Origin of the sequence: Pseudomonas sp. GM49 (genome assembly GCF_000282355.1) — a bacterium.
GTDB lineage: Bacteria > Pseudomonadota > Gammaproteobacteria > Pseudomonadales > Pseudomonadaceae > Aquipseudomonas.
In genome coordinates this window covers 1-23,616 of record NZ_AKJL01000295.1, presented here as the reverse complement: position 1 = coordinate 23,616, position 23,616 = coordinate 1, and the positions used below count along the sequence as shown (strand labels likewise).

General features: G+C 59.9%; 22 protein-coding genes and 1 pseudogene. 14 read left to right on the top strand and 9 right to left on the bottom strand.

Annotated elements, in window-relative coordinates:
• Nucleotides 1-341: 341 nt before the first annotated feature.
• From PMI29_RS03545 to PMI29_RS03555, 3 genes are all read right to left on the bottom strand, one after another.
• Nucleotides 342-2,690 carry an FdhF/YdeP family oxidoreductase gene (locus PMI29_RS03545; RefSeq protein WP_008003197.1) on the bottom strand — a complete coding sequence of 783 codons (2,349 nt, stop codon included), beginning with the start codon at nt 2,688-2,690 and terminating at the stop codon, nt 342-344.
• The gene (fdhD, locus tag PMI29_RS03550; protein ID WP_008003194.1) at nt 2,687-3,526 is read right to left on the bottom strand and encodes a formate dehydrogenase accessory sulfurtransferase FdhD; all 840 of its coding nucleotides are present in this window, start codon (nt 3,524-3,526) and stop codon (nt 2,687-2,689) included. Before fdhD ends, PMI29_RS03545 begins: the two co-directional genes overlap by 4 nt.
• A gap of 92 nt (nt 3,527-3,618) precedes the next feature.
• On the bottom strand, nt 3,619-4,506 hold the full coding sequence (locus PMI29_RS03555; protein ID WP_008003191.1) for a LysR family transcriptional regulator: 888 nt from the start codon (nt 4,504-4,506) through the stop codon (nt 3,619-3,621).
• A 129-nt stretch (nt 4,507-4,635) separates the two neighbouring features.
• On the opposite strand from PMI29_RS03555, the gene lysM reads away from it, so the two are divergent.
• Nucleotides 4,636-5,076 (top strand): peptidoglycan-binding protein LysM, encoded by a 441-nt coding sequence (lysM, locus tag PMI29_RS03560; RefSeq protein ID WP_008003189.1) that lies wholly within the window; start codon nt 4,636-4,638, stop codon nt 5,074-5,076.
• Nucleotides 5,077-5,197: 121 nt separating this feature from the next.
• Here lysM and yrfG read toward each other — a convergent pair whose 3' ends face one another.
• A complete protein-coding gene (yrfG, locus tag PMI29_RS03565; protein WP_008003188.1) occupies nt 5,198-5,860 on the bottom strand; it encodes a GMP/IMP nucleotidase in 663 nt (220 codons plus the stop codon).
• A gap of 88 nt (nt 5,861-5,948) precedes the next feature.
• Here yrfG and nudE point away from each other — a divergent pair, with 88 nt between their 5' ends.
• Nucleotides 5,949-6,515 carry an ADP compounds hydrolase NudE gene (gene nudE, locus PMI29_RS03570; protein WP_008003185.1) on the top strand — a complete coding sequence of 189 codons (567 nt, stop codon included), beginning with the start codon at nt 5,949-5,951 and terminating at the stop codon, nt 6,513-6,515.
• Nucleotides 6,512-7,339, top strand: coding sequence for a 3'(2'),5'-bisphosphate nucleotidase CysQ (gene cysQ / locus PMI29_RS03575; protein ID WP_008003183.1), 828 nt, complete (start codon nt 6,512-6,514; stop codon nt 7,337-7,339). Before nudE ends, cysQ begins: the two co-directional genes overlap by 4 nt.
• Before the next feature lie 183 nt (nt 7,340-7,522).
• On the opposite strand, the gene PMI29_RS03580 is transcribed toward cysQ, so the two are convergent.
• The 4 genes from PMI29_RS03580 to rfbC form a co-directional block, all read right to left on the bottom strand.
• Entirely contained in the window at nt 7,523-7,978 is a 456-nt protein-coding gene (locus PMI29_RS03580) for a YiiD C-terminal domain-containing protein (protein ID WP_008003181.1), read from the bottom strand.
• Between the two features lie 41 nt (nt 7,979-8,019).
• Complete coding sequence (locus tag PMI29_RS03585) at nt 8,020-9,414, bottom strand: sigma-54-dependent transcriptional regulator (RefSeq protein WP_008003179.1); 1,395 nt, start codon at nt 9,412-9,414, stop codon at nt 8,020-8,022.
• On the bottom strand, nt 9,411-11,219 hold the full coding sequence (locus tag PMI29_RS03590; protein ID WP_008003178.1) for a sensor histidine kinase: 1,809 nt from the start codon (nt 11,217-11,219) through the stop codon (nt 9,411-9,413). Before PMI29_RS03590 ends, PMI29_RS03585 begins: the two co-directional genes overlap by 4 nt.
• Nucleotides 11,220-11,312: 93 nt before the next feature.
• Nucleotides 11,313-11,858, bottom strand: a complete 546-nt coding sequence (rfbC, locus tag PMI29_RS03595; protein ID WP_008003176.1) for a dTDP-4-dehydrorhamnose 3,5-epimerase — start codon at nt 11,856-11,858, stop codon at nt 11,313-11,315.
• 156 nt (nt 11,859-12,014) lie between these two features.
• Between rfbC and PMI29_RS03600 the strand changes: the two genes are divergently transcribed.
• The 10 genes and pseudogenes from PMI29_RS03600 (at nt 12,015) to PMI29_RS03645 (ending at nt 21,883) form a co-directional block, all read left to right on the top strand.
• A complete protein-coding gene (locus PMI29_RS03600; protein WP_008003174.1) occupies nt 12,015-14,927 on the top strand; it encodes an aminotransferase in 2,913 nt (970 codons plus the stop codon).
• A 206-nt stretch (nt 14,928-15,133) separates the two neighbouring features.
• Nucleotides 15,134-16,240 carry an agmatine deiminase gene (aguA, locus tag PMI29_RS03605; protein ID WP_008003172.1) on the top strand — a complete coding sequence of 369 codons (1,107 nt, stop codon included), beginning with the start codon at nt 15,134-15,136 and terminating at the stop codon, nt 16,238-16,240.
• 244 nt (nt 16,241-16,484) lie between these two features.
• Nucleotides 16,485-16,697: a hypothetical protein gene (locus tag PMI29_RS03610; RefSeq protein WP_008003171.1), complete on the top strand. Its 213-nt coding sequence runs from the start codon at nt 16,485-16,487 to the stop codon at nt 16,695-16,697.
• Nucleotides 16,698-17,020: 323 nt separating this feature from the next.
• A complete protein-coding gene (locus PMI29_RS03615) occupies nt 17,021-17,692 on the top strand; it encodes a DsbA family protein (protein ID WP_008003170.1) in 672 nt (223 codons plus the stop codon).
• Nucleotides 17,693-17,951: 259 nt separating this feature from the next.
• Nucleotides 17,952-19,238: pseudogene (locus tag PMI29_RS03620) on the top strand (OprD family porin).
• A gap of 204 nt (nt 19,239-19,442) precedes the next feature.
• Entirely contained in the window at nt 19,443-19,760 is a 318-nt protein-coding gene (locus tag PMI29_RS03625; RefSeq protein ID WP_008003167.1) for a hypothetical protein, read from the top strand.
• Nucleotides 19,750-20,034 (top strand): helix-turn-helix domain-containing protein, encoded by a 285-nt coding sequence (locus tag PMI29_RS03630; protein WP_008003166.1) that lies wholly within the window; start codon nt 19,750-19,752, stop codon nt 20,032-20,034. Before PMI29_RS03625 ends, PMI29_RS03630 begins: the two co-directional genes overlap by 11 nt.
• 219 nt (nt 20,035-20,253) lie before the next feature.
• Nucleotides 20,254-20,475: a tautomerase family protein gene (locus tag PMI29_RS03635; protein WP_008003165.1), complete on the top strand. Its 222-nt coding sequence runs from the start codon at nt 20,254-20,256 to the stop codon at nt 20,473-20,475.
• A complete protein-coding gene (locus PMI29_RS03640; RefSeq protein WP_008003164.1) occupies nt 20,472-21,128 on the top strand; it encodes a DsbA family oxidoreductase in 657 nt (218 codons plus the stop codon). The genes PMI29_RS03635 and PMI29_RS03640 overlap by 4 nt, the downstream gene beginning before the upstream one ends.
• A gap of 44 nt (nt 21,129-21,172) precedes the next feature.
• Nucleotides 21,173-21,883, top strand: coding sequence for an SDR family NAD(P)-dependent oxidoreductase (locus tag PMI29_RS03645; RefSeq protein ID WP_007983225.1), 711 nt, complete (start codon nt 21,173-21,175; stop codon nt 21,881-21,883).
• 100 nt (nt 21,884-21,983) lie between these two features.
• On the opposite strand, the gene gstA is transcribed toward PMI29_RS03645, so the two are convergent.
• On the bottom strand, nt 21,984-22,613 hold the full coding sequence (gstA, locus tag PMI29_RS03650) for a glutathione transferase GstA (RefSeq protein WP_008003163.1): 630 nt from the start codon (nt 22,611-22,613) through the stop codon (nt 21,984-21,986).
• Between the two features lie 153 nt (nt 22,614-22,766).
• On the opposite strand from gstA, the gene PMI29_RS03655 reads away from it, so the two are divergent.
• Nucleotides 22,767-23,090, top strand: coding sequence for a winged helix-turn-helix transcriptional regulator (locus PMI29_RS03655; RefSeq protein WP_008003162.1), 324 nt, complete (start codon nt 22,767-22,769; stop codon nt 23,088-23,090).
• Nucleotides 23,091-23,616: the final 526 nt, after the last annotated feature.

The following is a 23,616-nucleotide window of genomic DNA, read 5'->3' as shown; positions in this document are numbered from 1 at the left end:
GGGATGACGGCGCGATCCTGAGGCTCTGGAATGGGCGTGACAATCGAAATCCGACGAATAACACGACCTGTATACAATATTGCAAGTTACTGTTTTTTGGACGGAACTTAACGTTTTTTTGCCGGTCTTTTACTACTTCGCAAAGGCCGTTTTCATGAGGAAACGGCCTTTTTTGTGGGCGATTGGAAAGTGCTGGATCCGGAAGTCTCGTTGAGTGATCTGGCCTCATCGCGAGCAAGCTCGCTCCCACATTTGCTCTTCAGTGTGCACGGATTATGTGTACGACAGAATTCCACTGTGGGAGCGAGCTTGCTCGCGATGGGGCCAGTTCAGACGAAGTGTTACGCAGACCTGGCCATGATCAACCCGGTCTCGCTCGCCGCTTCCAACCGGATCGCCACGAACTTCGAAGTCGGCGTATGGCTGCCATCGCCGGTGCTTTCCAGCGGCACCAGCGGGTTCACTTCCGGGTAGTAGGCGGCCGCTTGCCCGGCCGGGATATCAAACGCCAGCAGCGCGAAGCCTTTTACCCGACGTTCCACGCCATCGTCCCAGAGCGAAACGATGTCAGCCTTCTGCCCCGGCCTGAAGCCCAGGCGAATGATGTCGGCTTCGTTGACGAACAACACATCCCGTTGTCCCTTCACGCCGCGATAACGGTCGTTGAGGCCATAGATCGTGGTGTTGTACTGATCGTGGGAGCGCATCGATTGCATGATCAGGTCCGGTAGCACACCGGTAGCGCGGGTGCGTTCGTGCACCAGGTCTTTGGGCAGTGCGTTCGGGCGGAAATTGGCCCGGCCCGAGGCGGTGTTCCACTTGCGTGCGCCGGCACTGTTGCCCAAGTAGAAGCCGCCCGGATTCCTGACCTTCTCATTGAAGTCCTTGAAGCCCGGAATGGTCTCGGCGATCAGGTCGCGGATGCGGCCGTAGTCGGCCACCAGCCAGTTCCAGTCCACCGGGTGGCTGCCCAAGGTCGCGGCAGCGATGCCGGCCAGGATCGCCGGTTCCGAACGCATCTGGTTCGACAGCCGCTGCAACTGACCGTTGGAGGCGTGGACCATGCTGAACGAGTCTTCGACGGTCACCGCTTGCGGGCCTTCGGTCTGGATATCGATGTCGGTGCGGCCCAGGCACGGCAGGATCAGCGCGTCCTTGCCGTGGGTCAGATGGCTGCGGTTGAGCTTGGTGCTGATCTGCACGGTCAGGTCGCAGTTTTGCAGGGCCTGAAACGTGCGCGGGCTGTCTGGAGTGGCCTGGGCGAAGTTGCCGCCCAGACCAATGAAGACTTTTGCCCGGCCTTCAGCCATGGCGTGAATGGCCTCGACCACGTTGTGGCCATTGTGGCGCGGTACCTTGAACTGGAAACGACGCTCCAGGGAGTCGAGGAATGCCACGGGCGGGCGCTCGTTGATGCCCATGGTCCGGTCGCCCTGCACGTTGCTGTGGCCACGCACCGGGCACAGCCCGGCACCCGGCCGGCCAATGTTGCCGCGCAGCAACATCAGGTTGGCGATTTCCTGGATGGTCGCCACCGAATGGCGGTGTTGGGTGATGCCCATGGCCCAGCACATGATGACGTTCTTGCTCTTGGCATACATGCGTGCCGCTTGTTCGATCTCTACCAGGGGCAGGCCCGACTGCTCAACGATCTGCTCCCACGGCGTCTCGTCGATAGTCGCCAGGTACTCCAGCACGTTGGCGCTGTGCTCATTGAGGAAGTCGTGGTCGAACACCGCCGGGGCACCGGTTTTCTGCGCGTCGCGCTCCCACAGCAGGAGGAATTTCGCCATGCCGCGCATGATCGCCATGTCGCCACCCAGGGCCGGGCGGAAGAACGCGGTGTTGGTCGGCTTGTCGCCGTTGGTGAGCATTTCGATCGCGTGCTGCGGATGCTGGAAGCGCTCCAGGCCGCGCTCTTTCAGTGGGTTGATGCACACCACTTGAGCGCCGCGCTTCACCGCTTCGCGCAGCGGTTCGAGCATCCGTGGGTGGTTGGTGCCGGGGTTCTGGCCCCAGACGAAAATCGCATCGGCGTGTTCGAAGTCGTCGAACGTCACGGTGCCTTTGCCGACACCGACGCTTTGCGACAACGCGACACCGCTGGCCTCGTGACACATGTTCGAGCAGTCAGGGAAGTTGTTGGTGCCATAGGCGCGCACGAACAGCTGATAGAGAAAAGCCGCTTCGTTGCTGGCCCGCCCCGAGGTGTAGAACTCGGCCTGATCCGGGCTCGACAAGCCGTTCAGGTGTTTGGCGATCAGCGCGAACGCGTCGTCCCAACTGATCGGTTGGTAGCGATCGGTTTCGGCGTTGTAGCTCATTGGCTCAGTCAGGCGGCCCTGATATTCGAGCCAATAGTCGCTTTGCTCCAGCAGCGAAGTGACGCTGTGTCTGGCGAAGAATTTGGCATCGACACGGCGTTTGGTCGCTTCCCAGTTCACCGCCTTGGCGCCGTTCTCGCAGAACATCACCATGCCGCCTTCCTGAGAATCGCCCCAGGCGCAACCGGGACAGTCGAAGCCGCCGTTCTTGTTGGTCTTGAGCATCATGCGCAGGTTTTTCAGCGCGTTGTCGCTGGTCAACCAGGCCTGGGCGACGCTGATCAATGCGCCCCAGCCACCGGCCGGGCCTTTGTAGGGCTTGTAGCGAGGGACGGGTTTCTGGTCGGCTTGACGGTGTTGACTCACGCTTGTTTCTCCAACGTTGGGCTGTAGACCCGCGGCGCATTCTTCTGTGGCAGATGGATGAGATTGAGGTTGTGCCGACGGGCCCATTGCACGGCAAGGCCCGTGGGCGACGACAGGCTGACCAGGGTCTGGATGCCGGCGCGCAAGACTTTCTGGATCAACTCGAGGCTGCAACGGCTGGTGACAATCGCCAGGCCGCCCGCGGTCGGGATGTTCTGGCGGACAAGTCCACCGATCAGCTTGTCGAGGGCGTTGTGCCGGCCTATGTCTTCGCGGCCCATCAGCAACTCGCCCTGATCGTTCATGAACACTGCTGCGTGCACCGCACCGCAATGCTGGCCCAAGGGCTGGAAGGCGCCGATGCGCTCGCGCAGACCATCCAGCCATTCGACTGGCGGCAGCGGGGCGCCGGGCAATACCTGAAGGTCCGGCAACGCCTGCTCGACCGCTTCCACGCCGCACAGCCCGCAACCGCTGGTACCGGCCAGTTGCCGACGCTGTTGCTTGAGGTTCCAGAAGGCGCGGTTGGCAATGGTCACTTGCGCGTATTGCGCCGCCCCCGAGCCGCTGAGTTGCAGGTCATAGATGTCCGTGGCGTCCTGGATGATGCCGCTGCCCAGGCTGAAGCCGACGATGAAGTCTTCGAGGTCCGTCGGTGTCACCAGCATGACCGCCTGGCTGATGCCGTTGTAAGCAATCGCCAACGCGACTTCCTCGGCCAGCGCGGTGCTGGTCGATTTCGTGTCTTCAAGGTTGCTGTAACTGTACGTCTGGCTGGCGGCGGGCGCGGGCGTTTCGAGGGCAGGCGCCGCGCAGGCAGGGCGCTTGGTGTTCATGGCATCACCGAGGGTTTGATCAGCTTTAAGACTAGGCGTGACAACTTGTCACGTCTAATCGTTAGTACTGATCTGCCGATAGATGCCGTCGATCAGGCGCGCGTCAGCGATTGTTGATAAATCGCGAAGCACGCCTCTGCCAGCGCCGATCGCGGTGCGCTACGACGCATTATCAGTCCCAGCCGACCAAGGGTCTGGGCGCTTTCGATGGGTTGCAGGCGCAAGTGTTCGGTCAGCCCTTCGAGGCCACCGTCCAATGGCATCACGGCGCAACACAGGCCGCCGTGCACAGCTTGTAACAGTTGATGGACGGCATCGGTCTGCAACAAGGGTTGTGGGGTGAGGCCGCGGCTGTGGAAGTTGTGGTCGATGGACTGGCGAAAGTGCATGCCGCTGGTGAGCATGCCCAGTGGCAGTTCGATCAATGATTCCCAGCTCAGCGGCGCCTCGCCAAAGGTGAAAAAGCGTTGGTCGTAGAGCAGGCCCATGCGGGTTTCGCTGAAAGCCAGGGAGTCGAAATGTTCGGCGTCCAGGCGCTCCAGGTAGGAAACGCCGAGGTCCAGGCGATTATTCGCCAGTTGTTCGAGAATCTGCTCGGAGCTCAGTGCCGAGAGTTCGAAGCGCAGGTTCGGATGTTCCCCGTGCAGGCGTTGCAGCAGCGGCAGCGGATCGAAGCTCGACAGCGGCACCATACCCAGACGCAAGGTCCCGACCAGGTTGCCGCGACAGGCGGCCGCCTCGGCGTACAGGCCGTCGTAGGCCGCCAGCACCGTGCGCGCCCAGGCCAGCACCCGCTCGCCCGGCGCCGTAAAACCTTCGAAGCGCTGACCACGATTGACCAGCGGCAGGTCGAGTTCCTCTTCAAGGCTGCGCAGGCGCATGGACAGGGTTGGCTGGGTGATGTGGCAGCGTGCGGCGGCCTGGCCGAAATGGCGGGTTTCGTCGAGCGCGATGAGGAATTTCAGCTGCTTGATGTCCATCTTCGCTCCTGGGTGCGGGAAGGGGGCCGATTCTATCGCAAGCGGGGTCATTGGTCGGGTTGGAATCGCAGGTGACGGTCGTGGTCTAGGCTTTGGCGTCCGGAACCCGAAACCCAAGGAGAGTGCACCATGAGTCTTTTTAGCTTTGTGAAAGAAGCAGGCGAAAAGCTGCTGGATTTGCTGACACCCGGCAACGCCAATGCCAGTGAGCAGTTGAAGGAGCACATCAAAAAGGTCGGCCTGGGCAACCCGAATGTGCAGGCGACGGTCGATGGTGACAAGGTCACGGTGACCGGCGAAGTGGCGAGCCAGGAAGAGAAGGAGAAGATCCTGCTGGCGGTGGGCAACATCGCCGGGGTTGGCAGCGTGGATGATCAGATTACCGTGACCGGGCCTGTCGTTGCTGCGGCGTGTTTTGTGGTCGTGAAAAAGGGCGACACCCTCAGCGCGATATCCTTGGCTGTATATGGCAATGCCAACAAGTACAACAAAATCTTCGAGGCCAACAAACCGATGCTGTCGCACCCGGACAAGATCTATCCGGGGCAGTCGTTGCGGATTCCTGAGTAATCTTCAAGACCGCTATCGCGAGCAAGCTCGCTCCCACACTGAATTCCGTCGTGAGCAAATATTGTGTTCACCGAAATTCCAATGTGGGAGCGAGCTTGCTCGCGATTGCAGGCAACTCGGTCTAGAGCCCCGCAATCAAATCCCGATAATCCCCGACCGCTGCAAACTCCGCGGTGTCCTTCGGCCCCTTGCGGCTGTCTGGCTCGCGCACGGCCAGCAAATGCGCTACACCGAAATCCCGTGCACTGCGCAGGATCGGCAAGGTGTCGTCGATGAAAAGGCTGCGCGCCGGATCGAAATCGATATCGGCTTGCAGCGCATCCCAGAACTGCGGGTTTTCCTTGGGGAAACCGTAGTCATGGGAGCTGATCAAACGTTCGAAGTAGGGCGCCAGTTGGATTTTTTCCAGCTTCAACGACAGCGCATCCCGATGGGCATTGGTGATCAGTACCACGCGCTTGCCGGCCTGTTTGATCGCCGCCAGAAAGGTATCGGCATCCGGGCGCAGGGCGATCAGGTGAGCGGTTTCCAGTTTCAGGTCGCGCACCGACAGCTTCAATTCGGCGCTCCAGAAATCCAGGCAGTACCACTGCAACTGGCCGGCATTGCGCTCGAACAACGGCTGCAACTCCATCTCGGCCATGGCCCGGCTGACCCCGTGCAGTTCGGCGTAACGCTGGGGCAGATGCTCCATCCAGAAGTGGTTGTCGAAATGCAGGTCCAGCAGCGTACCGTCCATGTCCAGCAGAACGGTATCGATGTCGGACCAGGGTAATGAAGGCATGGCAAAGTCTCGGGCGGTAGAAAGATATCTGGCATAAACAATCGGGTAAGCCGCGTTATAGTAGCGCGTTCACGCCAAGGAGCTTTGCATGCGCCAGAAACCCACCATACTCGCCCGCGAAATTGTCGCCACCAGTCGATTGTTCTGCGTGGAGGAGCTGAAGCTGCGTTTTTCCAATGGCGTGGAGCGCACGTATGAACGGCTGGTCGGCAAGGGTGCCGGGTACGGCGCGGTGATGATCGTGGCGATGCTCGATGCCGAGCACGCGGTGCTGGTCGAGGAGTATTGCGGCGGCACGGATGAATATGAAATGTCGTTGCCCAAGGGCTTGATCGAGCCGGGCGAAGACGTGTTGGCGGCGGCCGAGCGTGAGCTCAAGGAAGAGGCTGGTTTCGGCGCGCGGCAGCTGGAGCACCTGACCGAGCTGTCGCTGTCCCCCGGTTACATGAGCCAGAAGATTCAAGTGGTACTGGCCTCCGACCTCTACGAAGAGCGCCTGGAGGGCGATGAGCCAGAGCCGATGCGGGTGGACAAGGTCAATCTGCGTGAGCTCTCGGCGTTGGCACAAAACCCGCAATTTACCGAAGGCCGTGCCTTGGCGGCGCTGTACCTGGCCCGAGACCTGTTGACCCAGCGCGGAGCGTTCCAGCCATGAATTTCCCGCATCCATTGATGGCACCGGTCATCGAACTGGCCTTGCAGGCTGGCGAGGCGATCCTGCCGTTCTGGCGCACAGGCACCGCCGTCACGGCGAAGGCTGATGATTCACCGGTGACGGCTGCTGACCTGGCCGCGCACCACCTGATTCTGGCCGGGCTGACGGCGCTCGATCCGGGCATCCCGGTGCTCTCCGAAGAGGACGCCAATATTCCCCAAAGCGTGCGGGCCGGATGGCAGCGCTGGTGGCTGGTCGATCCGCTGGATGGCACCAAGGAGTTCATCAGCGGCAGCGAGGAGTTCACCGTCAACATCGCCCTGATCGAAAACGGTCGAGTGGTGTTCGGCGTGGTGTCGATGCCGACCAACGGGCGTTTCTATGTCGGTGGTGCCGGGCTCGGCGCGTGGCGTGGCGATAAGGGCGGCACGCCGATGGCGATTCAGGTGCGAGACGTCCCGTCGCCAGGCGAGTCGTTCACCGTGGTGGCCAGCCGTCGCCATTCGAGCCCGGAGCAGGAGCGGTTGCTGGCCGGGTTGAGCGCCAGCCTTGGCGAGCTGCAACTGGCCAATATCGGCAGTTCGCTGAAGTTTTGCCTGCTGGCGGAAGGGGCGGCGGATTGCTATCCGCGCCTTGCACCGACTTCGCAGTGGGACACGGCGGCGGCGCAAGGTGTGCTGGAAGGTGCCGGCGGTGAAGTGCTGGATCTGAACGGTGAGCCGTTCAGTTATCCGGCGCGGGAGTCGCTGTTGAATGGATTCTTTCTGGCGTTGCCGGCGAAGGCGGCGTGGCGGGAGAAGTTGCTGGAATTGGCCCGGTCCTGAGCTCACCTTACTTTGTGGCGAGGGGGCTTGTCGGTACGCCGCATCGCCCCGTTGGGCAGCGTAGCTGCCCCTAAAACATGCAATCTCATTGTGTCTGACACGCTGCGGACGCTGGACTTGGGAGTGCTGCGCACTCCAACGGGGGCAAGCCCCCTCGCCACAGGTTGTACAACACCCTCACATTCAGCGGTGCAACACGTACTGCCCGACAAACCTCACCGCATCCTCATCACGGCCTTCATTGACGACCCGCGTATGCAGGGTCAACCGCGCTCGGCTGTATCGCTGGAACGTGGTCAGGAATTTCTTCCAGATCACCGGATCCGGCGCCTGGCAAATGGCGTTGGCATCGCCCGTCACCGGCAGCGGATAGCTGATCTGCCCTTCCTGAATCACGATGTGCCCGTCTGTAATGCCTTCTTCCTTGAGCCGCAAATGCAGCCAGCCCCAACCGGCCAGGACCGCGCCGCAATACAGGCTGCCGCCGAACATGGTGCTCTTGTGGTTGACGTTGGCTTCCAGCGGCAAGTGCAGGCGCAGTTGCTGGTCATGCCAGTCGAGCACTTTGAGGCCCATGTCCCGGGTGAGGGGAATGTCGTGATGGAGGACTGATTCCAGTTGTCGACTGTCGCGGCTCATTCAGGGGGCCTCTTGCTTGAAGTGGATGATTGGACGGTAACTCAGTCGAGGTCGTCAGGGTGGGCCGAAGCGCCACTATCCGAGAAGCTCAGACCGTGTTTGCGCAGTTTGTCGTGCAGGGTCTTGCGCGGAATGCCGAGGGCTTCGGCGACGCTGCGCACGGAGCTGTGCGAGCGTGCCAGTTCGGCGGCGATGAGCGTTTTTTCGAAGTTCTCCACTTGCTCGCTCAAACCGCCGCTGACGACTTCGGCCATATTGCCAGCGCCGCCTTGCGGCGTACTGTTGTCGAGGGCCAGTTCCAGCCCGAGGGCAAAACGCTCGGCCGCGTTTTGCAGCTCGCGCACGTTGCCGGGCCAGGTGTGGCGAAGCAGCAAGGCTCGTTGTCCCGGTTGCAGTTCATGGGGCGGCAAACCGTGGCGGGCACTGGCTTCATCGGCGAAATGCTGGAACAGCATCAGCGCGTCTTCGCCCCGTTCGCGCAAGGGTGGAATCCGCAGCGGCGCGACGTTCAGGCGGTAATACAAGTCGGCACGGAAACGCCCTTGATCCGCTGCCTGGCGCAGGTCTTCCTTGGTCGCGGCGATGATGCGGATATCCAGCGGGATCAGTTGATTGCCGCCCAGGCGTTCGACTACACGCTCCTGCAGCAAGCGCAGCAATTTGACCTGTACATCCAGGCCCATGCTTTCGATTTCGTCGAGGAACAACGTGCCGCCATTGGCGAATTCGAACTTGCCGATGCGGCGTTTCTGCGCACCAGTGAAGGCGCCGGGCTCGTGGCCGAACAGTTCGCTTTCGACCACTGATTCGGCCAAGGCTCCGGCGTTGATCGCCACGAACGGTCCGTTACGACGGCCTGATAAATCGTGCAGCGCCCGGGCCACGACTTCTTTGCCCGCGCCGGTTTCGCCGAGGATCAGCACGTCGGCCCTGGTCGCCGCCAGGGCGCCGATCTGCTCGCGCAGGCGCAGCATCGAAGGTGATTGGCCAACCAGTCGTGTGCTCAGCTCGTTGCGGTCACTCAAGGCCAACCGCAGGCTGCGGTTGTCCAGCACCAGCCGGCGCAGGGCCAACGCGCGGCGCACGCTGTCGAGCAGGGCGTCGCTGGCAAACGGCTTTTCCAGAAAGTCATAAGCCCCGGCGCGCATGGCCTGCACCGCCAGCGGCACATCGCCGTGGCCGGTGATCAACAGCACCGGCAGCTCAGGGTCCTGGGTGTGCAGTTCGGTCAACAGTTCGAGACCGTCCATGCCGGGCATGCGGATGTCGCTGACCACCACCCCTGGCCAATCACGTTGAAGTTGCGCGGCCAGGCCCTTGGCTTCGGCCAGCGGCAGGATTTTCAGGCCCGCCAGATCCAGCGTCTGGCTCAAGGCCTGGCGCAAGTGGGGATCGTCGTCGATCAACACGACCTGAATGCGGTTGTCGATGGTCATGCACTTCGGTCCTCGGACGGTTGCAGGCTCACGCCTGGTGCGCCTGCGCGCAGCTTCAGGGTAATCAGGGCGCCGCCCTCCTTGTGGTTGGCGAACGACAGTTCACCGCCGAAGGCGCGCATCAGGGTTTCGCAAATTGCCAGCCCTAAACCCAGGCCCTGGGTTCGGGTCTTGGTGGTGTAGAACGGCTCGCTGGCGCGCCCAAGGGCTTCCATGCAAAAGCCGGGGCCGTTGTCGCGAATGTACAGGTTGACGCCATCGGCCGTGGATTGGGCACTCAGCCAGAGTTTACGTGGCGGGCCTTTCTCCGTCAGGGCATCCAGGGCGTTGGCCAGCAGATTGCCGAGTACCTGGCGCAAGCGGGTTTCCCCGGCTTCGACCCACAGGGTGGCGGCCGGCAAGTCGCGGATCAGCTCGACGTCCATGCTGCGTCGACGCTTGGCCAGCAGGGCCAGGGCATCATCCAGCGCCGGTTGCAGGGCGACGCTTTCCGGGGCGTGCCGGTCGCGTCGGGCGAAGGCGCGCAGGTGGGCGATGATCGAGGCCATGCGACCGGTCAATTCGCTGATCAGCTTGAGGTTGCCGCGGGCATCGTCGGTGCGCTGGTGGTCGAGCAGCACCTCGGCGTTTTCCGCGTAGCTGCGAATCGCTGCCAGCGGCTGATTGAGTTCGTGGCTGATGCTCGCCGACATCGTGCCCAGTGCCGACAATTTGCCGGCCTGCACCAGATCATCCTGGGCGCGTACCAGCTCCTGCTGGGCCTGTTCGCGTTCCAGTACTTCCTGTTTAAGGCGCCGATTCAGGCCTTCGAGATCGCTGGTGCGTTCGGCGACCCGGCCTTCCAGCTCGCGTCGGGCCTTGGCTTCAAAGGCAATGCGTTCCAGGTAATGACGGCGGCGCTGCATCATCAGGCCGAGCAGCAGCATCAACACCAGAAGCGTTGCACCACCGATGGCCACCACCGTGCGCACCGGCCGGTCGATCAAGGTACGCGGGGCGAGGATGCTGACATTCCAGCCGGTTTCGGCGATCTGCTGAGTCTGGGTCAGCCAGGCATTGGGATTGAGCTCCAGCGGTTTTGGCTCGCGGGTCGGGTAGGGTTGAATCGCGGTGATGGCTTTGCTTTCTTCCTCGTTCAACGGGCGGGTCGATCGGAATCGCCACTCCGGTCGCGACGTGAGAATGACGACGCCGTTGTGGTCGGTCAGCAGCAGTTGTTCCGGGGTCTTGCCCCACAGGCTTTCGGTGTGGTCGAGGTCGACCTTGACCACCAGCACGCCGACGATTTTCTCGCCATCGCGCACACCGGCGGCGAAGAAGTAACCGCGCTTGGCGGAGGTGGTGCCCAGCCCGAAAAAGCGCCCGAGCTGTCCGGCCATGGCTTCGCTGAAATATGGCCGGAAGGAAAAATTGCGCCCGACAAAACTGTCGTGCTTGTCCCAGTTGGAGGCGGCCAGGGTCTTGCCGGTGACATCCATCAGGTACATGACTTCGGCACCGGTCTGGGTGGCGATGTTTTTCAGCAGCCGATTGGCATTGCCCTGGGTGACGCCATCGTCCGGTGCGCCGAGAACCGCGCGTAGAGCCGGCAGGTCGCCGAGGATCTGCGGTAACACTTCATAGCGGTGCAGGGTACCCAACAGGTTGGCGACGTAGAGGTCGAGGGTCTGACGATTCTGACTGGCCAGTTCGCTGCGGTAATAGCGCTCGGCAAGATGCTCCAGCGGCCACAGCAATGGCGCCAGGCACAGTGCCAGCAGGGCCAGGCTGCGCCAGCGGGGTCTGGGGGGGAGGGTCGGTTTCATAAGCAGCATGCGCCTGTGGGTACAGGCGCATTATGCCTAGGCTTGCCCGCCTTGGGTCAGGTGCATCTTGATAGGCGAGCTTCAGCCGGCCTATCAGGCAAAGACGTCGGCGTCCTTGAAAAATACGCCGGCCTGATCTTTTGCCGACAACTGCGGTGCTGCGTTCAATTGCCAGTCGATGGCCAGATCCGGGTCGTCCCAGCGAATACTGCGCTCGGCCGATGGCGTGTAGTAGTCGGTGGTTTTGTAAAGAAACTCGGCAAATTCGCTCAAGACCACGAACCCGTGGGCGAAACCTTCCGGGACCCAGAGCTGGCGATGATTGTCGGCAGACAGGCGCACGGCGACCCATTTACCGAAGTGCGGCGAGCTGCGGCGTATGTCCACGGCGACGTCCAGCACTTCACCGACCGTGACGCGAACCAGTTTTCCCTGGGTATTTTCCAGCTGGTAATGCAGACCGCGCAGCACGCCCTTCTGCGAGCGGGAGTGATTGTCTTGAACGAAATCAGTGTCGAGTCCGGTGGCCTCTTTGAAGGCCCTGGCGTTGAAGCTTTCGTAGAAGAAACCACGTTCGTCACCAAAGACCTTGGGTTCAAGGATCAGAACACCGGGCAGGTCGGTGGTCACTACATTCATGGTGATTCTCCAGTAACAGGCGTTTGATGGCCGCCATTCTTGCGCAAAGTGCCATTCGAGGCGAGTAGCAGAACACTCATACCGGCTTGCGGGGGGTTGCGTATCGCCCGAAGCAGTGGCGATATAGATGCCTAATAAAATTTCAGGGGTCGTTGTATGCCGCTTGCCACGTTGATTCATCGCGCCAGTTTGCCCAGCCCGCAGGTGTCTGCGGAGCAGGCGCTAGAACTGCTGGAAGAACATTACGGGTTCAGCGGCAGGTTGCAGGCCCTCGGCAGCCAGCAAGACCTGAATTACCGCGTCGACAGCGAGCGGGGGCGTTTCGTCCTGAAAATCTGCCGTGGCGATTATTCCGCGCTGGAGATTCAAGCCCAGCACGCCGGCCTCAAGCATCTGGATGGACACCCGCAAGTGCATGTGCCGCGGGTGATGCCGGCAAAAAACGGTGCAGACCTGCTGTCACTGGAGGTGGGTGGCCAGGCGGTGCATGTGCGACTGCTCGATTACATCGAAGGCCAGCCCTTGACGAGCCTCGGGCATTTCAGTCGTACGGTGGTGGCCGGTTTCGGCCGACTGTGCGGCGAGATGGACCTGGCCCTGGTGGATTTCGACCATCCGGGTCTGGAGCGAACCCTGCAATGGGACGCCCGCCATGCCCACGCCTTGATCGCGCACTTGCTGCCGGTGATCAAGGATGAAACCCAGCGCAAACTGATCGTCGAAGCGTCCGGGCAAGCCGAGCGGCATTTGCAGCCACTGGAAGACAAACTGCCGGTGCAGGCCATTCATATGGACATCACCGACGACAACGTGGTGTGGCAGCGCGATGCGCAACGCCATTGGCAGCTGCAAGGCGTGATCGATTTCGGCGACCTGGTGCGTACCTGGCGCATTACCGATCTGTCGGTCACCTGCGCCGCGCTGCTGCATCATGGCGAAGGCGATCCGTTGTGCATTTTGCCGGCAATCCAGGCTTACCACGCGGTCAACCCGTTGCAACACGAAGAGTTGCTGGCTCTGTGGCCGCTGATCGTCGCCCGTGCGGCGGTGTTGGTACTCAGCGGCGAACAGCAGGTCAGCATCGATCCGGGCAATGCCTACAGCCGCGACAACTTGGTCCATGAATGGGAAATCTTCCGTGTGGCCACGTCGGTGCCGTTGGCGTTGATGGAAGCGGCAATCCTCACGGCCGTCGGCCAGAACCTGCCAGCCATCGGCAGCGAAGGCTTCGCGCCACTGTTGCCGAGCCTGGTGGGGCGTGAGTTCGCCTTGATCGACCTGGGCGTGCTCAGTCCGCATTTCGAGGCCGGGAACTGGGAGCAGGCGGGTGTCGATCAGCGCCTGCTGGATGAAGCGGCCGCGGCACATGGCCTGGCGGCCAGCCGTTACGGGCAATACCGCCTGTCCCATACCCGCCCGGACAGCGCCACTGAGCCGGACACTTGCCCGTTGCACGTCGAGTTGCGTGTGCCTCAGGGTACGGCGGTCGAAGCGCCGTTTGCCGGGGTGGTGCATTACCCATCGACGGGCGTGCTGCAACTGGACGGCCCGCAATTGAGTGTGCGGCTTTGGGGCGTCACACCGTCGCTGCACAGCGGCGCGGCACTGGTCAAAGGCCAGGTACTGGGTTCGGTCAGCGGCCCTTTGATCGTGCAGTTGTGCCGTGGCGCGTCGATTGATGCACCACTGTTCTGTACGCCTTCGCGCGCGGCGGCCTGGCAAGCGTTGTGCCCTTCGCCGGCCGCGTTGCTGGGGCTGGCCTGTGATGCCGAAGCCGAGCTTGACGGACCGACCCTGTTGGCCCGGCGCGATGCCAGCTTTGCCCGTACGCAAAAGCACTATTACGTTGATCCGCCGCGCATCGAGCGTGGCTGGCGCAACCATCTGATCGACATGCAGGGCCGCTCCTACCTCGACATGCTCAACAACGTTGCGGTATTGGGTCACGGCCATCCACGCATGGCCGCCGTCGCCAGCCGCCAGTGGTCATTGCTCAACACCAACTCGCGCTTCAACTACGCAGCCGTGGCCGAGTTCTCCGAACGTTTGCTGAAGCTGTCCCCGGACGGCATGGATCGGGTGTTTCTGGTCAACAGCGGGAGCGAGGCCAACGACCTGGCGATTCGCCTGGCGTGGGCCTACAGCGGCGGCCGAGACATGCTCAGCGTGCTGGAGGCCTATCACGGCTGGACGGTTGGCGCAGACTCGGTGTCGACCTCGATCGCCGACAACCCCAAGGCCTTGAGCAGCCGCCCGGACTGGGTGCACCCGGTGACCGCGCCAAACACCTATCGCGGTGAATTCCGTGGCCCCGACAGTGCGCCGGATTATGTGCGCAGCGTCGAGCACAACCTGGCGAAAATCGCCGGGCAGGAACGCCAACTGGCCGGTTTCATTTGCGAGCCGGTGTACGGCAATGCCGGCGGTATCTCGCTGCCACCGGGCTATTTGAAACAAGTCTATGGCATGGTCCGGGCCCGGGGCGGCGTGTGCATCGCCGACGAAGTGCAGGTCGGTTACGGACGCATGGGCGATTTCTTCTGGGGCTTCGAAGAGCAAGGCGTGGTGCCGGACATCATCACCATGGCCAAAGGCATGGGCAACGGCCAGCCACTGGGCGCGGTCATCACCCGCCGGGAAATCGCCGAGGCGCTCGAGGCCGAGGGTTACTTCTTCTCCTCCGCTGGCGGCAGCCCGGTGAGTTGCCAGGTCGGCATGGCCGTGCTGGATGTGATGGAAGAGGAAAAGCTCTGGGAGAACGCCCAGGTCGTTGGCGGCCACTTCAAGCAGCGCCTCGAAGCGTTGATCGATATTCATCCGTTAGTGGGCGCGGTGCACGGTTCCGGTTTCTACCTGGGCGTCGAGTTGATCCGCAACCGCGAAACCCTGGAGCCGGCCACCGAAGAAACCACGGCACTGTGCGATCGCTTGCGTGAGCTGGGGATCTTCATGCAGCCGACCGGCGATTACCTGAACATCCTCAAGATCAAACCGCCGATGGTCACCTCGCGCCAGAGTGTGGATTTCTTCGTGGACATGCTGTCGAAGGTGCTTGCAGAAGGGCTGTAAACCGATCCACGAATGAATGCGGCCCAATGTGGGAGCGGGGGTGTAGTTCGATTGATATCGACTTTTTGTCGATTATTTTTGTAACTGCGGATTGATGGTGCTTCAAAAGTCGATATTTATCGGATATAAAGTCGCCATTGCCCACGGCGTGTACCCATGCGCTTTCTTTTCTGTCAGGCATCAACGCCACCCTGGAGTCCTGATCCATGACCACTTTGAACAGCACCCCTCGCGCCGACGGCTTCTACATGCCAGCCGAATGGGCACCCCAAACCCAGACCTGGATGATCTGGCCCGAGCGCCCGGACAACTGGCGCCTGGGTGGCAAACCGGCACAGGCCGCACACGTGGCAGTGGCCAAGGCCATCGCCCGATTCGAACCGGTCACCGTGGCGGTTTCCGCCGGCCAGTACGAAAACGCCCGTGCCCGTCTGGACGTGCCGAATATTCGCGTAGTGGAAATGTCCAGTGACGACGCCTGGGTTCGCGACTCCGGTCCGACTTTCGTCATCAATAACAGTGGCGAAGTCCGTGGCGTGAACTGGGACTTCAATGCCTGGGGCGGTTTTGACGGCGGTCTGTATTCGCCGTGGAACCGTGATTCGCAGGTCGGTGGCAAGATCCTCGAGATCGAGCGCAGCCCGCGTTACCGCACCGAAGGCTTCGTGCTTGAAGGCGGTTCGATTCACGTCGATGGCGAAGGCACCCTGATCACCACCGAAGAATGCCTGCTCAACCGCAATCGCAACCCGCACATGAACCGCGAAGAAATCGAAGCGGTCCTGAGTGCGAACCTGGCTGTGGATAAAATCATCTGGCTGCCGGATGGCTTGTTCAACGATGAAACCGACGGCCATGTGGATAACTTCTGCTGCTACGTGCGTCCGGGTGAAGTGCTGCTGGCCTGGACTGATGATCCGCAGGACCCGAACTACCTGCGCTGCCAGGCGGCGATGAAAGTGCTGCAAAGCAGCACCGACGCCAAGGGCCGCCCGTTCAAGGTGCACAAAATGCCGATCCCGGGTCCGCTGTTTGCGACCGAGGAAGAGTGCGCCGGTGTCGACCCGGTGGATGGTACGCAGGAGCGCAACCCTAGCGTTCGTCTGGCCGGTTCCTACGTGAACTTCCTGATCGTCAACGGCGGCATCATCGCACCGAGCTTTGACGACCCGCAGGATGGCCCGGCAAAGGAAATCCTGCAGAACCTGTTCCCGCAGCATGAAGTGGTAATGGTGCCTGGTCGTGAACTGTTACTGGGGGGCGGCAACATTCACTGCCTTACCCAGCAGCAACCCGCGCCGCACAAGGAGTGAGTGCGGTCGTAACAGCTTGAGTTGATTGCGAAATTTCTCAACCTGTAAATCAGCCTCCATCATTGCACGGAGCCCGCAGCCCTTCAGGGTTGCGGGCTTTTTTGTATCCGCCAGGCCTCACTTCAGACACCTTGGCACAGCTCTTGTATCTCTGCTGTTGTAACTCGGGGAGGGAGAGGACTTCGATGTTCTGTCATAAACCTTGGATAAGTTAGCCGCTCACAAACCGGGAGAGAGCGCTGAAATGAACGCCGAAGTGAATGTTGTGGGCGAAAAGGCGTTGCATCCCCTGGCAGTAAACAGCGAATCGCTCCAGATCCTGGCGCACTGGTTCAAGTCCAATGGAATGCGTCAGATCAGCGAAACTGATCCGCGCCGGACGATGATCGAGCGTTACCCTGCTGGTTTATTCAGCGAGGCGGAACTGGATGCGTTGTGGGATGTGATGGAAGGATAAGAAGAAAAACAACGGATTGAGCAAGAAAAAGCGCTGCCGGGATGGCAGCGCTTTTTTTTGCCCGCAGATTCATGCTGTCACCAGGATCCCCTGTGGGAGCGAGCTCGCTCGCGATAGCGGTGGGCCAGTCAACAAAAATGTCGACTGCCCCACCGCTATCGTCGGAACGCTGCCCGGAGCAAGCTCGTTCCTACGGGGTTTGTGACGCAACCATTCGACCGATTCAAGCAACAGACTGAAAACCAATCCGGCGTTTTTCAGGGAGCGCTGAGGCACTAATCTGCCGACATCGAATTTTCCTGAATGTCTGTCGGAGCTTGCCCATGATTCTGCATTACATCTACGACCCGTTGTGCGGTTGGTGCTACGGCGCCAAACCGCTGGTGCAAGCCGCCCAGGCTGTGCTGCCGGTGATTGCCCACGGCGGCGGCATGATGACGGGTGCCAATCGGCAACAGGTTTCGCCACAACTGCGCAGTTACGTCTTACCTCATGACCGGCGCATCGCCGAATACAGCGGGCAGCCGTTCGGTGAAGCCTATTTCGAAGGATTACTGCGAGATCACACCGCCTTGTTCGACTCGGCTCCACCCATCGCTGCGGTACTGGCTGCCGAGCAAATGGCAGGTCGCGGGCTGGAGTTGTTGGGGCGTTTGCAAAGTGCTCACTACGTGGAGGGGCGCCGCATCGCCGACGAATCGGTACTGTTCGAACTGGCCCTGGGCATGGGGCTGGACCGTCAAACTTTCGAAAAAGCCTTCATGGCGGCCGACACCGAAGGCCATATCAGGAACAGCCGGGCGCTCCTGGCCAAGGTGGGCGGGCAGGGTTTTCCGACCCTGGCACTTGAGCACAATGAGCAATTCACTTTGATCGATATCGGGCCGTGGCTGGGCAAGCCCCAGGCATTTGCGCAGTGGCTGGGTCAGTCGCTGCCCGATCAGGGCTCATCCAATTCCGTAGCCGCTTGTGGTCTTGATAGCTGCATTGATTGAATATTCCTGCCGCGTAAAGCAGTTTCTTAGACGATTTTTACCTGTTTTTAGAAGATTCATGAAATTGACACATTGTTGAGGGCGCAGCTACGATTCGGCCCAACGCCTGTGGCCGACCGCCACGACTCAAAAACAATAAAAGGCCCGCCGCGAGAAATCGTGGGCGGGCCTTTTTGTTTTCGCCTTGAAATAAGAGCGCAATAGCGCCGTTTCGGCCGTTCGACACAGCGCGTATCAACCGTATCAAGGAAAAAACAAAATGTTGAACAAGCGAATCAGCCTGATCGCACTGGGGATGTTGAGCGCTACACAGGCCATGGCGAACGACCAGGCCGAATCCAAGGGTTTTGTTGAAGACAGCAGCCTCAAAGTGCTGCTGCGCAACGCCTACATCAATCGTGACTTCAAAGACGGCAACCCGGATAAATCCGAGTAGGGCCAGGCAGCCATCGGCACGTTCTCGTCCGGCTTCACCCAAGGCACCGTGGGTGTGGGTGTGGACGCTTTCGGTCTGTACGCACTGAACCTGGAGCGCAGTGAAGACCGTAGCGGCGCGCAAGGTATCGATTTCTTCAAAAAGGGCGACAGCGGCCAGCCGGCTGACGACCTGTCCAAGGGCGGCGCAGCGATCAAGTTCCGCCTGTCCAGCACCACCCTGACCTACGGCGACCAGATGCCGGCCCTGCCGGTGCTGAACTACGACAACTCGCGCCTGCTGCCGGAAAGCTACACCGGCACCCTGATCACTTCCAAAGAGATCAAAGGCCTGCAACTGGACGCCGGTCGCTTCACTGCCGAATCGCGTAAAAGCGCCGAAGGCCGTGACAGCGGTGGCTTGAAGTCGATCAACGTATTGGGCGGTAGCTACCAGTTCACCGAGCAATTCAAGGCCGCACTGTACGCTTCCGACGTCGAAGACGTGCTGAAGAAACAATACGTGAACGCCAACTACGTGTTCCCGATCGACAAGGATCAGTCCCTGACCCTGGACTTCAACGGCTACCGCACCAAGCTGGAAGATTCCTACGTTCGCGAAAACGCTATCACCGGCGATGACAACAAAATCTGGAGCCTGGCGGCCACCTTTATCACCGGCCCACACTCGTTCACCCTCGCGCACCAGCGCAGCACCGGTGACAGCAACCTGGGCTACGCCTACGGCGGCTACCAGAAAGATCAAGGTCGCATCGGCGACGGTGGCAACACCATCTACCTGGCGAACTCCTACTGGTCTGACTTCAACGCCGAAGACGAACGCAGCTGGCAACTGGGCTACGGCCTGGATTTCAGCACCTTCGGTGTACCGGGCCTGAGCTACAACTTCGCCTACGTACGCGGTGACAACATCACCACCTCCACCAGCGAAGGCGGCACCGAGCGCGAGATCTTCAACCAGATCAAATACGTCGTCCAAAGCGGCCCGGCCAAAGACCTCAGCGTGAAACTGCGCAGCTCGGTCCTGCGCGTGTCGCAGAAGTCGAGCGAGTACAACGTCAGCGGCAACGAAGTGCGTGTGTTCGTGGATTACCCGATCAATATTTTCTGATGATGGGTTGCGGTATTGAGGCCTGATGCAAGGCTGAGAAAAGAAAGGCCCCGACTGGTTCGGGGCTTTTTTGTATTGTTGATATGCTCATGTCGTCAAAACTCGATTTCGGTAACACGTCTTTCGAACGTGTCGTCCGCGGCGGCATGTCTTAGCACTTCGAACCGATTGCTCGTGTATACGGCAATGCCGTATAGTTCGCCCATGTTCACGATTATCGAAACCGAAATTTTCAAGCGTTATGCTGAGTCCATCTGGGACGATGGCGAACGTCATGAGTTCATTACCTGGCTGGCGACTAATCCGTTGGCTGGCGATGTGGTTCCTGGTAGCGGTGGCCTACGCAAGGTTCGTTGGTCCCGTAGCGGAATGGGCAAACGAGGCGGTACTCGTGTCATTTACTACAACACGCTTTCTGAAGGCTCTATCTGGTTGCTAATCGCCTACACCAAGGCGAAATTTGACAATTTACCCGTAGCCTTCCTTAAGCAACTGAAGGAGGAAATCAGCAATGGTCAATGAACTGGAGCAATTCCAGCAGGACTTGCTGGACTCTGTGCGTCAAATGAAAGCAGGCAAAGCCGCTCGCGTGACAGAGGTGCCGTTGTCTGCGGCAGCTGAAGCACGGGCTAAAGTCGGTGTATCTCAAAGTGCATTCGCCAAGTTGATTGGAGTCAGTTTGCGAACGTTGCAGGATTGGGAACAGGGGCGTCGGCAACCGACGGGAGCGGCGCAGACACTGTTGCGTGTGGCGAGTCAGCATCCTGAGGCATTGCGTGACCTTCAAGCGATTTAGCTAAGAAGGCAAACTCCCTTCTCAACACATCGCCGAAATTGAGAAAGTCGGCAGGTCTCTCGATGGGCGCCAGTACTTTGCATGCCTTCTCCTTCATTCATTACACAACGTAACGAATGAAGTTCCCGCCCCCACCTTTATCCCCTCCCGCCAACCCCATACATTCATCTCCAACGCCTCTCCCATCATCCCGACGGGAAGGTCACTGGAGTTTCCCTCATGCCTTTCGTAAGCGTACGCATCACCCGCGATGGCGTTACCACTGAGCAGAAAGCTCAGGTGATCGCCGAAATCACTGAAACCCTGGAGCGCGTTCTCAACAAGCGCCCTGACCTGACCCACATCGTGATCGAGGAAGTCGACACCGATAACTGGGGTTACGCCGGCATCACCACCACTCAGTACCGCAAGCAACTGGCCGAGGCGGAGGGGCAGTCATGACGTCCTCCGTCACCATCGATTTCATCTCCGATGTGGTGTGCCCCTGGTGCGCGCTGGGGGCGACGGCGCTGGAGCAGGCGATCGAGAACGTTGCCGGGGAAGTCTCGGTCGAGCTGACCTACAAGCCGTTCGAGCTGAACCCGAACATGCCGGCCGAAGGTGAGCCAGCGGTCGAGCACCTGATGCGCAAATACGGGCGCACTGCTGAAGACGTCGCCGCCGGCAAGGCCATGCAGATTGCTCGCGGCGAGGCCATCGGCTTCAAGTTCGATCTGGAGAAGCGCACGCACTTCTACAACACCTTTGATGCGCACCGTTTGTTGTTGTGGGCGTTGCAGGAAGGCCGGCAAGTCGAACTGAAGAAGGTCCTGCTTCGGGGCTATTTCAGCGAAGGCCAGAACCCGAGTGATCACCAGGCGCTCGTGAGTCTGGCGACTGAAGCGGGGCTGGACGGGGCAACCGCACAAGAGGTGCTGGCGTCCGGTGCGTTCGCCGATGAGGTGCGGGAACTTGAAGCGTACTACCAGCAGCGTGGCATCAACTCGGTTCCGGCCATGGTGCTGAACGGTCGCCACCTGGTGTCCGGTTCGCAATCGGTCGAGTACTACGAACAGATGTTGAGAGAAATGGCCAAGGCCCCGGCCGAAGCCTGATTACAGATTTTCTACCCCATTCTTTATTGTCAGAGGTCTTCATCATGAGCATTTCGAAAAAAGTCATCGTTATCACCGGCGCATCCCAAGGTCTCGGCGACGGTATGGTCAAAGCCTTTCGTGAACTCGGTTACCGGATCGTCGCCACTTCGCGCTCGATCAAGCCGTCCACCGATCCGGACATTCACACCGTGGCCGGTGACATCGGCGAACCGGAAACCGCCCAACGCGTCATCCGTGAAGCGATTTCCCGTTTCGGTCGCATCGACACCCTGGTCAACAACGCCGGGATCTTCATCGCCAAGCCGTTCACCGCGTACACCGCAGAAGACTACGCCAATGTGTTGTCGGTGAACCTCAATGGCTTCTTCTACATCACCCAACTCGCCATCGCCGAAATGGAAAAGCAGGGCAGCGGCCACGTCGTCAACATCACCACCAGCCTGGTGGACCACGCCATCGACGGCGTGCCATCGGTGTTGGCTTCACTGACCAAGGGCGGCCTCAACGCGGCAACCAAATCCCTGGCCATCGAATACGCCAAGCGCGGAATTCGGGTGAACGCGGTCAGCCCCGGCATCATCAAGACCCCGATGCACGGCGAAGAAACCCACGCCGCACTGGGCAATCTGCACCCGGTCGGGCACATGGGCGAGATCGATGATATTGCGCAAGCGGTCGTGTATCTGGACGGCGCCAAGTTCGTCACTGGCGAAATCCTGCACGTGGACGGTGGTCAGAGCGCGGGTCACTGAAAGCGATTTTTCAAACCCCGGAAACAACAAAGCCCCTGCATTGCTGCAGGGGCTTCGTTTTGTATGGTGCCGGCATCAGGGAATCAAACCCGGGACCTACTCATTCCAGTTTTTCCGCCCGGAGAGCCCTCTGAACGGAGGGGCGCTCATACATTCGCTCATACCAGGCTTGGAGATTTTTCAAACCGTCGAAATGAATGTCGGCCTGGTAATAGCTCTTCAACCAGGAAGCTCGGCCCCATCCAATCAATGCGAAAAGATAAGCATCCACCACAGTAAAGGTATCGCCCATCAGGAACTGCCTATCGGCCAATTGTTCGTTGATCCACGCGAAACGCTTTTCAAGCTTGGGTTTGACGGTATTCACGTACTTACCGGCTAGGCCAGCGTACAGCAACGGAATGAAACCCTTGTGGATCTCGGAAGTCAGGAAGCTCAACCATTCCTGCAGTCGGTAACGATCCATGGTGCCGTTGGCTGGTGCCAAACCTATCTCCGGATGCTGGTCAGCCAGATACTGCACGATCACCGCTCCCTCACGCAGGAGTGTGCCATCGTCCAGCTCCAAAACGGGGACGTAACCCAATTCGTTCACGTCGTGATAGCTGTCACCAAGTTCAGTGAGCTGCTTTTTGTTGTCCACCTTGATTAGCGTGACATCAATACCAAGCTCGTTCAGCACAATGTGGGGCGAGAGGGAGCATGCGGCTGGCATGTAATACAGCTTCATCTATGAACTCCAGAAAGTGGCGGAGATGTTCGCTTCCAGTCGGAGGAAGCAGCTCCGCGCATTTTAAAGTCGTGGTATAAAATGGGAAGAAGGCACTATTTTGTGGTGTAGGTACAAAATATATACCTTAATTAACTTTGAGATTTCCTCACCATGAAAGACAACATATCGGGTTGCTCGGTAGAAGAGGCGATGCGCTTGTTGGGCGGTCGTTGGCGCCTACTACTGGTTTCGTATTTGCTTGATGGCCCGAAGCGCTTCAATGTTTTGCGGCGCGATATCCCCGCGATATCGCAACGGATGCTCACGCTTGATCTGCGCGCCCTGGAAGAAGCCGGCCTTGTTAAGCGCACGGTATATCCCACAGTGCCCGTAAAGGTGGAGTACGAACTCACAGAGGATGGCCGGCGCCTGGAGCCTGTCGTTGAGGTGATGAAGCAATTTGGCTTATGGATCAAGAGCCGCCCAACTACCTGACTCCTACAGTCCGTTTTGCGTTGATTGAAGATGTCCGCTGTGGTCGATGTCGAATGGTTTTCGCCCGGCCGTTAGATACGGGTTCAAATCGGTCACCGGCCAGGTTGACCGAAGTTAGATTTGGAGATTCTGGTAATCCTCTGAAAGCCTTACAGATCAAGGCCTGCAAGGTATTTCGGAAAACAACCACTGGTGAGGATTAAAACGCCTAAAACTGAGTGTAGAGTCCGAGTGCCTGGCCGGGGATTTCACCCCGTGAGACTTACAGTTCAATACTGCCCAAATAAGCTCGATAAACAAGCGTAATGCCACTCACCAAGATGATGAGGTTAATCAGTCTGGTGAAGGCGTCGCGAGACATTCTAAGGTTGATGTGACCGCCTATCCAAAGCCCAATGACCAAGGCTGGCAACAAATAGATAGCCGTCAGCACCAGCGAAAGGTCCGTGTAGACGCCTGCCATTGTGAGCATGGACAGACGTACCAAGTGAATCGCCCCGGATTCTCTAGACACCTTGCAAGCTCA

Coding starts and splice junctions, on each gene's coding strand:
- cysQ (WP_008003183.1), top strand. CDS start 6,512: ATGAATTTCCCGCATCCATTGATGGCACCGGTCATCGAACTGGCCTTG.
- PMI29_RS03640 (WP_008003164.1), top strand. CDS start 20,472: ATGACGTCCTCCGTCACCATCGATTTCATCTCCGATGTGGTGTGCCCC.
- yrfG (WP_008003188.1), bottom strand. CDS start 5,860: ATGCCTTCATTACCCTGGTCCGACATCGATACCGTTCTGCTGGACATG.
- PMI29_RS03585 (WP_008003179.1), bottom strand. CDS start 9,414: ATGACCATCGACAACCGCATTCAGGTCGTGTTGATCGACGACGATCCC.
- PMI29_RS03625 (WP_008003167.1), top strand. CDS start 19,443: ATGTTCACGATTATCGAAACCGAAATTTTCAAGCGTTATGCTGAGTCC.
- PMI29_RS03600 (WP_008003174.1), top strand. CDS start 12,015: ATGCCGCTTGCCACGTTGATTCATCGCGCCAGTTTGCCCAGCCCGCAG.
- rfbC (WP_008003176.1), bottom strand. CDS start 11,858: ATGAATGTAGTGACCACCGACCTGCCCGGTGTTCTGATCCTTGAACCC.
- lysM (WP_008003189.1), top strand. CDS start 4,636: ATGAGTCTTTTTAGCTTTGTGAAAGAAGCAGGCGAAAAGCTGCTGGAT.
- PMI29_RS03645 (WP_007983225.1), top strand. CDS start 21,173: ATGAGCATTTCGAAAAAAGTCATCGTTATCACCGGCGCATCCCAAGGT.
- PMI29_RS03580 (WP_008003181.1), bottom strand. CDS start 7,978: ATGAGCCGCGACAGTCGACAACTGGAATCAGTCCTCCATCACGACATT.
- PMI29_RS03610 (WP_008003171.1), top strand. CDS start 16,485: ATGAACGCCGAAGTGAATGTTGTGGGCGAAAAGGCGTTGCATCCCCTG.
- PMI29_RS03635 (WP_008003165.1), top strand. CDS start 20,254: ATGCCTTTCGTAAGCGTACGCATCACCCGCGATGGCGTTACCACTGAG.
- PMI29_RS03615 (WP_008003170.1), top strand. CDS start 17,021: ATGATTCTGCATTACATCTACGACCCGTTGTGCGGTTGGTGCTACGGC.
- PMI29_RS03655 (WP_008003162.1), top strand. CDS start 22,767: ATGAAAGACAACATATCGGGTTGCTCGGTAGAAGAGGCGATGCGCTTG.
- aguA (WP_008003172.1), top strand. CDS start 15,134: ATGACCACTTTGAACAGCACCCCTCGCGCCGACGGCTTCTACATGCCA.
- fdhD (WP_008003194.1), bottom strand. CDS start 3,526: ATGAACACCAAGCGCCCTGCCTGCGCGGCGCCTGCCCTCGAAACGCCC.
- PMI29_RS03590 (WP_008003178.1), bottom strand. CDS start 11,219: ATGAAACCGACCCTCCCCCCCAGACCCCGCTGGCGCAGCCTGGCCCTG.
- gstA (WP_008003163.1), bottom strand. CDS start 22,613: ATGAAGCTGTATTACATGCCAGCCGCATGCTCCCTCTCGCCCCACATT.
- nudE (WP_008003185.1), top strand. CDS start 5,949: ATGCGCCAGAAACCCACCATACTCGCCCGCGAAATTGTCGCCACCAGT.
- PMI29_RS03555 (WP_008003191.1), bottom strand. CDS start 4,506: ATGGACATCAAGCAGCTGAAATTCCTCATCGCGCTCGACGAAACCCGC.
- PMI29_RS03630 (WP_008003166.1), top strand. CDS start 19,750: ATGGTCAATGAACTGGAGCAATTCCAGCAGGACTTGCTGGACTCTGTG.